The sequence below is a fragment of the Streptomyces sp. MS191 genome, from assembly GCF_008042125.1.
Taxonomy (GTDB): Bacteria; Actinomycetota; Actinomycetes; order Streptomycetales; family Streptomycetaceae; genus Streptomyces.
In genome coordinates this window covers 350,468-361,576 of record NZ_RDBI01000040.1, presented here as the reverse complement: position 1 = coordinate 361,576, position 11,109 = coordinate 350,468, and the positions used below count along the sequence as shown (strand labels likewise).

At 73.1% G+C, this 11,109-nt stretch carries 9 protein-coding genes and 2 pseudogenes; 8 read left to right on the top strand and 3 right to left on the bottom strand.

What is annotated here, in order from left to right:
- Positions 1-223: pseudogene (locus EAO71_RS38650) on the top strand (sigma-70 family RNA polymerase sigma factor); the annotation flags it as partial.
- 37 nt (positions 224-260) lie between these two features.
- Positions 261-743, top strand: a complete 483-nt coding sequence (locus EAO71_RS08535; protein ID WP_147977161.1) for a GNAT family N-acetyltransferase — start codon at positions 261-263, stop codon at positions 741-743.
- Between the two features lie 81 nt (positions 744-824).
- Here the strand turns inward: EAO71_RS08535 and EAO71_RS08530 are convergent, their stop codons facing one another.
- On the bottom strand, positions 825-1,253 hold the full coding sequence (locus EAO71_RS08530) for a hypothetical protein (RefSeq protein ID WP_147977160.1): 429 nt from the start codon (positions 1,251-1,253) through the stop codon (positions 825-827).
- Between the two features lies 1 nt (position 1,254).
- Positions 1,255-1,617, bottom strand: coding sequence for a hypothetical protein (locus tag EAO71_RS08525; protein ID WP_147977159.1), 363 nt, complete (start codon positions 1,615-1,617; stop codon positions 1,255-1,257).
- A gap of 708 nt (positions 1,618-2,325) precedes the next feature.
- Between EAO71_RS08525 and EAO71_RS08520 the strand changes: the two genes are divergently transcribed.
- From EAO71_RS08520 to cobT, 6 genes are all read left to right on the top strand, one after another.
- Positions 2,326-3,390 (top strand): methionine ABC transporter ATP-binding protein, encoded by a 1,065-nt coding sequence (locus EAO71_RS08520; protein ID WP_261992060.1) that lies wholly within the window; start codon positions 2,326-2,328, stop codon positions 3,388-3,390.
- On the top strand, positions 3,387-4,055 hold the full coding sequence (locus tag EAO71_RS08515; protein ID WP_147977157.1) for a methionine ABC transporter permease: 669 nt from the start codon (positions 3,387-3,389) through the stop codon (positions 4,053-4,055). The genes EAO71_RS08520 and EAO71_RS08515 overlap by 4 nt, the downstream gene beginning before the upstream one ends.
- 84 nt (positions 4,056-4,139) lie before the next feature.
- The gene (locus tag EAO71_RS08510; protein ID WP_147977156.1) at positions 4,140-5,006 is read left to right on the top strand and encodes a MetQ/NlpA family ABC transporter substrate-binding protein; all 867 of its coding nucleotides are present in this window, start codon (positions 4,140-4,142) and stop codon (positions 5,004-5,006) included.
- Positions 5,007-5,170: 164 nt separating this feature from the next.
- A complete protein-coding gene (locus tag EAO71_RS08505) occupies positions 5,171-5,806 on the top strand; it encodes a GNAT family N-acetyltransferase (RefSeq protein ID WP_261992059.1) in 636 nt (211 codons plus the stop codon).
- Between the two features lie 157 nt (positions 5,807-5,963).
- On the top strand, positions 5,964-7,166 hold the full coding sequence (cbiE, locus tag EAO71_RS08500) for a precorrin-6y C5,15-methyltransferase (decarboxylating) subunit CbiE (protein WP_147977154.1): 1,203 nt from the start codon (positions 5,964-5,966) through the stop codon (positions 7,164-7,166).
- A 306-nt stretch (positions 7,167-7,472) separates the two neighbouring features.
- Complete coding sequence (cobT, locus tag EAO71_RS08495; RefSeq protein WP_147977153.1) at positions 7,473-10,880, top strand: nicotinate-nucleotide--dimethylbenzimidazole phosphoribosyltransferase; 3,408 nt, start codon at positions 7,473-7,475, stop codon at positions 10,878-10,880.
- 105 nt (positions 10,881-10,985) lie between these two features.
- Here cobT and EAO71_RS39935 read toward each other — a convergent pair.
- Positions 10,986-11,109: pseudogene (locus EAO71_RS39935) on the bottom strand (nicotinate-nucleotide--dimethylbenzimidazole phosphoribosyltransferase); the annotation flags it as partial.

Sequence of the window (11,109 nt, the reverse complement as noted above, 5' to 3'; positions counted from 1 at the left end):
CCGTCGCGTCGTGCGCGCCGCCGTCCGCCGCACCCCGGGCCGCTGCCCCCGCCTGCTGGCCGCGATGCTCGACCCCGCCGACCCCACCTACCGGGAAATCGCAGGGGAGTTGGGTATCTCACAGGGCAGTCTGGGGCCGATGCGTTCCCGTTGCCTGGGATGCCTGCGCAGAATGCTCGCGGCAGAGGTTCCCGCTCCCCACCCGCGGGGAAGGGTGCGGTAGACCGATCGGCGGACAGGTGAGCGGGAGGCATGCGCACATGGGCATGAGCGTGACCATCTCAGCGGCGGACGCGCAGGACGCGGAGCACATACTCAAGCTGCAGTACCTGTGTTACCAGAGCGAAGCCGAGCTCTACGGGGACTACTCGATCGAGCCGCTCACCCAGTCCCTGGACTCGCTCAAGGCCGAGATCGCCGAGGGCCACGCTCTCGTGGCGCGCCTCGGGGACGAGGTGGTGGCCTCCGTACGCGGGCGGGTCGACGAGGCCGGCACGGTACGGATCGCCAAGCTGATCGTCCATCCCCGGATGCGCCGCCACGGCCTCGGCGGCCGCCTGCTCGACGCCATCGAGGGGCACTTCGCCCAGGACCCGGCCCCGACCGCCAAGCGCTTCCGCCTCTTCACCGGCCACCGCAGCGACGGCAACCTCCGGCTCTACCGCAGCCGGGGCTACGAGCAGGTGTCCACGAAGCAGGTCGGCCCGCGGCTCACGCTCGTGACCCTGGAGAAGGCCGCCTGAATCCTCGCCCCCGGAACCGCCGGAGAAGGGGCGACCCGCGCCGTGAGGGGCGCGGGTCGGCACCCGGGGTCGTACCCCCGGTCAGGCGGTCTCGCGCGAGCGACGCAGCCACCAGATCCCGGTCACCGGCAGCAGCACCGGGATGAAGATGTAGCCGTACCCGTAGTCCGACCAGACGGTGGCGTCCGGAAACGCCGACGGATCGACCAGCGTCCAGGTCCCGACGGTCAGCACGCCCACCAGCTCGGCGGCGCAGCACAGCAGCGCCGCCCTGCGGGCGGTCTCCCCGCCCCGCACCAGGGTGTAGGTGATGAAGGCGTAGACGACGGCCGCCACCGCCGACAGGCCGTACGCCAGCGGGGCCCGGTCGAACTCGGTCGCGATCTGGTAGATCGAGCGCGAGACCGCGCCGACCGACATCACGCCGTACAGCCAGACCAGCAGCATCCCGGGGCCCTGCACCAGCCGGGTGCGGGGCGCGCGGCCGGTGCCCTCGTCCGTCGCGGTCATCTCAGCCCACCGTCCAGATGTCGTAGAGACGCACTTCGAGCACGGCCAGCACGACGGCGCCGGCCGCGACGGTCGCCGAGCCCCACCGGCTCCGCTCCGCCAGCGACATGAAACCGGCCGCGGGCACCGCGCACAGGGCGCCCAGCAGGTACGCGATGAAGATCGTCGTGCCCTCCTCGGCCGTCCCCCCGCGCGTCAGCTGCACGATGCCGACGACCAGCTGGACCAGGGCGAGCACGGTCACCACGGCCATGCCGATGAAGTGCCAGTCCTTGGTCGGCTGGTCCCGGGTGAAGGCGAAGCCGCACCAGGCGGCGAGGGCGAGCGCGGCCACCGAGACCGCGACCGTCAGGACGTCAAGCATGCGCCCGAGGGTATTACGGGCCGAAAGGCCCGGTGCGCGCGCCCCCACCGACCCGGAGCACGGCCCGGAGCCGACTCGGAGCGGGCCCGTCCACCGGACCTACGGCCCGCGGTGTCCGGGCTCCGGGGGGCAGCGGGGCCGTACCCCGGCAAGCCCCTCCGGTCCCGGCGGCCGCGCCGCGGCCGCCGCGCCGGCCGGCCGTGGCCTTGACCACAGACCCGCGCCCACGGCCGGGCGCCCCACCCCGTGTGTCCACCCGCCCCGCGGCCGCGTCGGCGCAGGCCGCACACGGGGGAGCGGGGGGCGGCGACGGAAGGGCGGCCGACACCCGCCTGTCCGCATACTGTCTCAGCCATGTCCGCTATTCGGACAGTCCCGTTCGACCCTGTCAGGTGCGTGCTTTACTTGCAGCCATGACCACGACGAGCAGCCGCACCCTTGCGACCGAGGCGATCACGACGCCCGGTGCTCGTTGTATGTGTCGAATGTGCGCCTTCTGAGGGCCCCCGCCCGAGTCCCGCGCCCCGAAGCGAGACCCTGACGGCCGAGCCGATCCGTACACCGCCCGGTGTCGGACCGTGCCTGCCCCGCGCACGCGCTGCTCACGGTGACCCACCGAACCAGCCGATCTGCGCCTGACTGTCCGAATGACGATGCCCCGTGCCCGGCGGACCCCGCGCCGCGCACTCGACAGTGACGGAAACCCCTGTGATCACCACTTCGGGCCTGACCAAGGTCTACGAGTCGCGAGGCCGCCAGGTCACCGCTCTGGACGGCGTCGACCTCCACGTCCGTGAGGGCGAGGTGTTCGGCGTGATCGGCCAGAGCGGCGCCGGCAAGTCCTCGCTCATCCGCTGCGTCAACCTCCTGGAGCGCCCCACCTCCGGCACCGTGACGGTCGACGGCGTCGACCTCACCGCCCTCGCCGCCCGCGGCCGCCGCGCCGGCAAGGACCTGCGCCGGGCGCGCAGCAGCATCGGGATGGTCTTCCAGCACTTCAACCTGCTGTCCTCGCGCACGGTCAAGGACAACATCGAGCTGCCGCTGGAGATCCTCGGCGTCCCCGGCGCCGAGCGCGGCCGCCGCGCCCTGGAACTGCTCGACCTCGTCGGCCTCGCCGACAAGGCCAAGGCGTACCCCGGCCAGCTCTCCGGAGGCCAGAAGCAGCGCGTCGGCATCGCCCGCGCCCTGGCCGGCGAGCCCAAGGTGCTGCTCTCCGACGAGGCGACCAGCGCGCTCGACCCGGAGACCACCCGCTCCATCCTCCAGCTGCTGCGCGACCTCAACCGCCAGCTCGGCCTGACCGTCCTCCTCATCACGCACGAGATGGACGTCGTCAAGTCGATCTGCGACTCGGCCGCACTCATGCAGAAGGGCCGGATCGTCGAGTCCGGCACCGTCAGCGAACTGCTCGCCACCCCCGGCTCGCAGCTCGCGGCCGAACTGTTCCCGGTCAGCGGCGCCGCCACCGGCCCCGACCGCACGGTCATCGACGTCACCTTCCACGGCGAGGCCGCCACCCAGCCCGTGATCTCCCAGCTGTCCCGGACCTACAACATCGACATCTCGATCCTCGGGGCGGCGATGGACACGGTCGGCGGCCGGCAGATCGGCCGGATGCGGATCGAGCTCCCCGGACGGTACGAGGAGAACGTCGTCCCCGTCGGCTTCCTGCGCGAGCAGGGCCTCCAGGTCGACGTCGTCGACGAGGACATCGTGTCCGCGCCCTCCGTCCTCCCCGCCCAGACCCTCGTCAAGGAAGGTGCCAAGTGACCTGGTCCGAGATGCAGCCCCTGCTGGAGCAGGGCACCGTCGACACCCTCTACATGGTCCTGTGGGCCACGGCGGTCACCGTCGCCGGCGGCCTGCCGCTCGGCATCCTCCTCGTCCTCACGGACAAGGGCGGCCTGCTGCAGAACACCGTGGTCAACAAGGTCGTCGGCGTGATCGTGAACATAGGCCGCTCGCTGCCGTTCATCATCCTGCTGATCGCGCTGATCCCGTTCACCACGTTCGTGGTCGGCACCTTCATCGGCCCCACCGCCATGATCGTCCCGCTCGCCATCGGCGCCATCCCCTTCTTCGCGCGCCTGGTCGAGACGTCCGTGCGCGAGGTCGACCACGGGCTGGTAGAGGCCGTCCAGTCCATGGGCGGCTCCGTGCCCACGATCATCCGCAAGGTGCTGCTCCCGCAGGCACTGCCCTCGCTGGTCTCCGGCGTCACCACCACCGTGATCGTCCTCGTCGGCTACTCCGCGATGGCCGGCGCGGTCGGCGGCGAAGGGCTCGGATCCAAGGCCATCACCTACGGATACCAGCGCTTCGACACCCAGTTCATGCTGGTCACCGTCGTCGTCCTGATCGCGATCGTGACCGTCGTCCAGCTCATCGGCGACCTGGCCGTCCGGCTTCTCGCCCGCCGCGGACGCACCGCGTAACCCCACAGACTTCGTCCTTCGAAGAACAGCAGCCCGGACTTGTTGTCCAGGCGTCCACCGCACCACCGGAAAGAGGCACTCTTCGTGCGCAAGAACATCAAGCTCACCGCCGGTTTCGCCGCCACCGCCGCCGTCGCCCTGGGTCTCACCGCCTGCGGCACCTCGTCCGACCCGTCCTCCTCCAAGGACGCGGCCGGCTCCGGCGACGCCTCGAAGCCGCTCGTCGTCGCCGCGTCCCCGACGCCCCACGCCGACATCCTCAACTTCGTCAAGGACAAGCTCGCCGCGAAGGAGGGCCTGAAGCTGGAGGTGAAGGAGTTCACGGACTACGTCCTGCCGAACACCGCCACCGAGTCCGGCCAGGTCGACGCCAACTTCTTCCAGCACAAGCCGTACCTCGACGACTTCAACGCGAAGAACAAGACCCACATCGTCCCGGTGGTCAACGTCCACCTGGAGCCGCTCGGCCTGTACTCCAAGAAGGTCAAGGACCTCAAGGACATCAAGGCCGGCCAGACGATCGCCGTCCCGAACGACACCACCAACGGCGGCCGCGCGCTCAAGCTGCTCGCCGACAACGGGCTCATCACCCTGAAGGACGGCGTCGGTTCGAACGGCAAGCTGTCCGACATCACGGACAAGAAGGGCCTGGAGTTCAAGGAGCTGGAGGCCGCCACCGTGCCCCGCGCCCTGAACGACGTGGACGCCGCGGTCGTCAACGGCAACTACGCCATCGAGGCCAAGCTCAACCCGGCCACCGACTCCCTGGTCCTGGAGAAGGCGGAGGGCAACCCCTACGCCAACTTCCTCGCCGTGAAGGAGGGCAACGAGAAGGACGCCCGCGTGCAGAAGCTCGCCAAGCTCCTGAACTCGCCCGAGGTGAAGAAGTACATCGAGGACACCTACAAGAACGGTGCGGTCATCCCGGCCTTCGGCGCCGTCGCCAAGTAAGGCCCGCAGTACAGTTCTTGTGACGAAGGCCCCCGCATCCCGTCCGGTGCGCGGGGCCTTCGTCGCACCCGTCGCGCGGTGGCCCCGGCCATGCGCGACGGCGATGCATGCTGCATGCTGTGCGTTCACGGTCGATTCGGACGGTCCACGGCATGGAGCTGAGCATGACTACCACCTTTCCGGACATCTCCATCAACACGGATCGGTTGGTGCTGCGCCCGTACGAAGAGGCCGACATCCCCGCCTTCGTGGAGATGATGAACGACGAACTCGTCACCGCCTGGACCTCGGTGACACACCCTTACACCCGCTCCCACGCCGAGGACTGGGTCCGCAGGAKCGMTCCTGCGGAACGCGCCGAGGGCCGCGGCATCGTGCTGGCCGTCACCGAGTTCCTCACCCAACGCCTCGTGGGCACCGTCCGGTTGCGCGGCACCCACTGGCGCACCCTCGCCACCGAGGTGTCCTACGTGACCGCGCCGTGGGCCCGCGGTGAGGGCTACGCCACCGAATCCGTGCTCGCCGTCGCGCAATGGCTCTTCCGCGACCGGAAGTTCGAGCGCATGGAACTGCGCACCCCCGCCGACAACACCGCGGCCCAGCAGGTGGCGCAGAAGATCGGCTGCATCAGCGAGGGCGTCCTGCGCAACGCGTGGATAGCGCGTACGCAGACCGAGTCCGGGGAATGGACCGACACGCGGACCGACCTCATCGTCTGGAGCCTGCTGCCCGAGGACCTCGAAGGGGTGGCCGACCAGATGGCCGAGGCCGGATACTCCTCCTACACCGACTGGAGCTGACCCGCGGCACGGCCTCTCCCGGACGCCGCTCCGACGGATCCCGACGCACCCGCGAACCCGCGCCGGCCCCGTCCCCCGCCGACCCCGCGAGCGACCCGCCGAGGTACGCTCTGCACGCCCCCGACCTGCAACGACATACCTCAGGAGACACGCGACGATGGCCGATCGGGTCACGGTGATCGGCTGGGACGGTTCGCCCCTCACCGCGGCGGCCCGGTCCGCGCTCTCCGCCGCCACACTGGTGGCCGGAGCGGGCCACCACCTCACCCTGCCCGAGGTGCCGCCCGGCGCGGAGCGCATCCGCCTCGGCAGCGTCGACCTCGCCGCCCGCCGGATCGCGGGTCACCGCGGCACCGCGGTGGTCCTGGCCGACGGCGACCCCGGCTTCTTCGGCGTCGTCCGCACCCTGCGCGCCCCTGAGCACGGCCTGGAGGTCGAGGTCGTCCCCGCCGTCTCCTCCGTCGCCGCCGCCTTCGCCCGCGCCGGCATGCCCTGGGACGACGCCCGGATCGTCGTCGCCCACCAGCGGGACCTGCGCCGGGCCGTCAACGTCTGCCGCGCCCATCCCAAGGTCGCCGTCCTGACGTCCCCCGGAGCGGGCCCCGCGGAACTCGCCCTCCTCCTCGACGGCGTCCACCGCACCTTCGTCATCTGCGAGGCGCTCGGCACCGACCGCGAACAGGTCACCGTCCTCACCTCCGACAAGGCCGCCGACCACGTCTGGCGCGACCCGAACGTCGTCATCGTCATCGGCGGCACCACCACCGGCGGCCAGGGCGGCGGCTGGCTCATGGGTCACGAGACGCCCGCCGAACGCGGCTGGGCGCTGCCCGTGGAGGAGGACGACCCCGGCCGGGGCGACGGCCCCGCGCTGCGCGCCGCCCAGCTGGCCCGCCTCGGCCCCCGGGTCGGCGACCTGGTCTGGGACATCGGCTGCGGCGGCGGCGCCTTCGCCGTCGACGCCGCCCGCTTCGGCGCCGCCGTCATCGCCGTCGACGCCGACCCAGCCGCCTGCGCGCGGACCGAGGCCGCGGCCCAGCGGGCCGGCGTCCGGCTGCAGACCGTGCCCGGCCGCGCCCCGCACGTCCTCGAACGGCTCCCCGAACCCGATGTCGTACGGATCGGCGGCGGCTCGGTCCCCGTCGTCACGGCCTGCACCGCCCGGCGGCCCGAGCGCATCGTCGTCCACGCCTCCACCCGGGACGAGGCCGAGGCGGTGGGCGCGGCACTGGGGGCCGGCGGATACGACGTCGAGTGCGTCCTGCTCCAGACCGTCGGGCTCGACCCCGAGGTCTGGACCGAACGCGAACGCTCCGTGGTGTTCCTGCTCAGCGGCCGCAGGATCGACCGCGCCCCGTGACCGAACGGCCTCGCAGGGCCAGGTAGGCTGGCCGATTGTTGTACCGCACCGGGACGTTCGGCGTTTTGTTCGTCAATGTCGGGAAGTAGTGACCGCATTCGGTCGCTGATGTGGTGCGGAGCAGCGGGGGGACGCGCGACGTGGCGCAGTCCACAGCGCACCGAGGCGGATCGGCCTGCCACGATGGCGGAAGGCCGCGACAATGCTTGGGGTGCCCGCGCGTCATACGTGCCGCACGGCGCGCACGCTCGTTCTTGTTGACGGGCGAAGGTCTGAAGGAGCACAACCGATGGGCGAGGGGTACGCATGACGGACACCGGCCAGGTCCCGGGCGAGGGGCTGCCGGAGAACGCAGGCATGGTCGAGCAGCCGGGCATCCCCGCTCCGGGCGCGTACACCTACCTGGACCCCTCCGAGAACGCAGCCGAGGACGACGACCTTCTTCTGATGCCGGGCGCCCAGGGCGCGTGGAGCGAGCACCAGCCGGGCGTCGTGCCCGCGCCGCCGGTCGCCGTGCACGCCCCCGCGCCGGTGCAGGGCATGGTTCCCGGACAGGTACCGCCCATGGTCGACCCGCTCACCGACCCGCTGGCGGGCCCGCTCGCCGACGCGCTGGCCGCCGCCCAGGCCCCGATGGGCCAGGTCGCGCAGGCGTCCCCGGGGACCCCGCCGCACGGTGTGCCCGCCGGTCACCTCTCGACCCCCGCCCACGGGATCCCGACGGGCGAGCCGGTCCTGTCCACTCCCGCCCACGGCGTGCCGGTGGCCGACGCCGGCCCCTCCACCCCCGCCCACGGCGTCCCCGCGGCGCCGCAGGAGCAGGTCGTCACCGACCACGGCTACGAGCCCGGGATCCTGGACACCGGCGCCCACGAGGCCGCCGGCCGCGATTCCGGCTCGGTGGACCTCGGCGGCGTCCGAGTCCCGCCGCTCGCCGCGTCCGTGACACCGCCGCCCGCGCGCCGGCCGCTGCACCTGGGCCCGATCGCCCCGGAGAGCACCGGCGGCGTCGTGCGCTCGCTGGCCGACCGCGGTCCCGCCGCGTCCGTGCCCGCACCCGTCGCGGCCCCGGTCGCCGCCACCGCGACCGGTCCGGTTCCCACCCGTGTGCAGGGTCCGCCCACCACGGGTCCCGAGTACCTCGACGTCCCGCAGGACAGCCAGGAGCAGTCCGCGCCGCAGGGCGCGGTGCCGTGGGACGCGCAGCCCCAGGAACCCGTGGCCCGGCAGCCGCAGCGGCCCGTCGCCGCAGAAACGGTCGGCCAGTTCGTCCAGGTCGAGGGCTCCCTGCCGACCGCCCCGCACCTCGCGCCGACCCCGGTGGCCGAGGCCGCCGCGGAGCCGGTGGCGGAGGCCCCCGGGCCCGGGACGCCGGCGGAGCAGGTCCAGGCCGCCGAGCCGTCGGCGGAGCAGCAGCCCGTCGCCGCCGAGGCGCCCGCCGCGGCGGAGGCGGCCGTCACCGACACCCCGGCGGCCGTTCCCGCCCCGCGCGACGGCGGCCCCACCACCGCCGTTCCGGCGGCCCCGGCCGAGGCCGTCGTCGCGGACGCGCCCGCCGCCGAAGCCGACGCGCCGGCCACGACCGACGTCCACCCGGAGCCCGAGGCGCCGGCCGGGGACGTCGTCGAGGCGGTCGTCGAGGCGGTCCCCGTCGTCGAGGACACCGCGCAGCCCGAGGCCCCGGCCGAGAGCGCCGAGATCCCGGCGCAGCCCGAGGCCCCCGCCGCGACGCCCGAGCCGGCCCCCGCGGTCGTCGAGTCCGAGGCCCCCGCGGAGCCGGCCGCCGAGGTCGAGCAGGCGGAGCCGGCGCGGGACGAGGCGGAGCCCCTCGCCGAGCCCGAGGCCGAGCCCGAGCCCGTCGTGGTGACCGCCGAGACGCCGGCCGCCGAGGCCGAGCAGGCGGCGCCGGCCGAGCAGGTCGAGCCGGTCGAGGCTCCGGTGTCCGACGCCGGCGCCGAGACGGCGGAGGCCGCGCCCGTCGGTGCCCCCGCGCCCGGATACGACGACGCCGAGCGCGAGGCCGTGCTCCGCGTGATGCGCGAGCGCCGCGACATCCGCAACGGCTTCCGCTCCGACCCGATCCCGCACGAGGTGCTGCTCCGCGTCCTGGAGGCCGCCCACACGGCCCCCAGCGTCGGCCACTCGCAGCCCTGGGACTTCGTCGTCATCCGCTCCGCGGAGACCCGCCGGAGCATGCACGAGCTCGCCCAGCGCCAGCGCGAGGCCTACGCCAACTCGCTGCCGAAGGCCCGGGCGAAGCAGTTCAAGGAACTGAAGATCGAGGCCATCCTCGACACTCCCGTCAACATCGTCGTGACCGCGGACCCCACCCGCGGCGGCCGCCACACCCTCGGCCGCTACACGCAGCCGCAGATGGCGCCGTACTCCTCGGCCCTGGCCGTCGAGAACCTCTGGCTCGCCGCCCGCGCCGAGGGCCTCGGCGTCGGCTGGGTCAGCTTCTTCGACGAGCGCGAGATGGTGCGCGCCCTCGGCCTGCCCGAGCACCTGGAGGTCGTCGCCTACCTCTGCGTGGGCTACGTCGACGAGTTCCCGGAGGAGCCCGAGCTCATGCAGGCGGGCTGGTCCAAGCGCCGGCCGCTGTCCTGGGTCGTCCACGAGGAGACGTACGGCCGCCGCGCCCTGCCCGGCGAGGAGCCGCACGACCTGCTCCAGGAAACGATCTCCAACATCCGCCCGCTCGACGCCAAGGCGCTCGGCGAGGCGTGGGAGCGGCAGAAGCGCATGACGAAGCCCGCCGGGGCGCTCGGCATGCTGGAGATCATCTCCGCCCAGCTCTCCGGGCTCTCGCGAATGTGCCCGCCCCCGATCCCCGAGCCCGCGGCCGTCGCGATCTTCGCCGGAGACCACGGAGTGCACGCCCAGGGCGTCACCGCCTGGCCCCAGGAGGTGACCGGCCAGATGGTCGCGAACTTCCTCGGCGGCGGAGCGGTCTGCAACGCCTTCGCCAACCAGGTCGGCGCCGAGGTCTGCGTCGTCGACGTCGGTGTCGCCACCGACCTGCCGGCGACGCCGGGGCTGCTGCCCCGCAAGGTCCGCACCGGCACCGGCGACTTCACGACCGGGCTCGCGATGACCCGCGAGGAGGTGCTCGCGGCGATCGAGGTGGGCATCGAGACGGCCCGGGACCTGGTGGCGGCCGGCAACAAGGCCCTGCTCACCGGTGAGATGGGCATCGCGAACACCACCGCGTCCGCCGCCCTGATCTCGGTCTACACCGGCGTCGACCCGGTCGAGGTCACCGGTCGCGGCACCGGCATCAACGACGAGATGCACGCGCGGAAGGTGGACGTGGTCCGCCGTGCGCTCGACCTCCACAAGCCGGACCCGGCGGACCCGATCGGGGTCCTGTCGGCGATCGGCGGCCTGGAGCACGCGGCACTGGTCGGCCTGATCCTCGGCGCGGCCTCGCTGCGTACGCCGGTCGTCCTCGACGGCGTCTCGACGGGTGCGGCGGCCCTGGTGGCCCGGGCGATCGCGCCCGAGTCCCTGGCGGCCTGCATCGCGGGCCACCGCAGCGCGGAGCCGGGCCACGTGGCCGCCCTCAACAAGCTGGGCCTGCGCCCGCTGGTCGACCTCGACCTGCGGCTCGGCGAGGGCACGGGCGCGCTGCTGGCCCTGCCCATCGTGCAGAGCGCGGCCCGCGCCATGCACGAGGTGGCGACGTTCGACTCCGCGGGCGTGACGGAGAAGTAGGGGGACGCCACGGCCACCCGGGTCCGGTCCGCACCGGACTCGGACCCGGCACGACCCGGACCCGCTGCGCCGGGCCCGGGTCGACCGCTGCCGCGGCGCGAGCTTCGGGGGAGGGCACATTCGCGAGAGCCCGGAGAGCTGGGCGGAGATGATCTCCAGCATGCCGAGCGCCCCGGCGGGCTTCGTCATGCGCTTCTGCCGCTCCCACGCCTCGCCGAGCGCCTTGGCG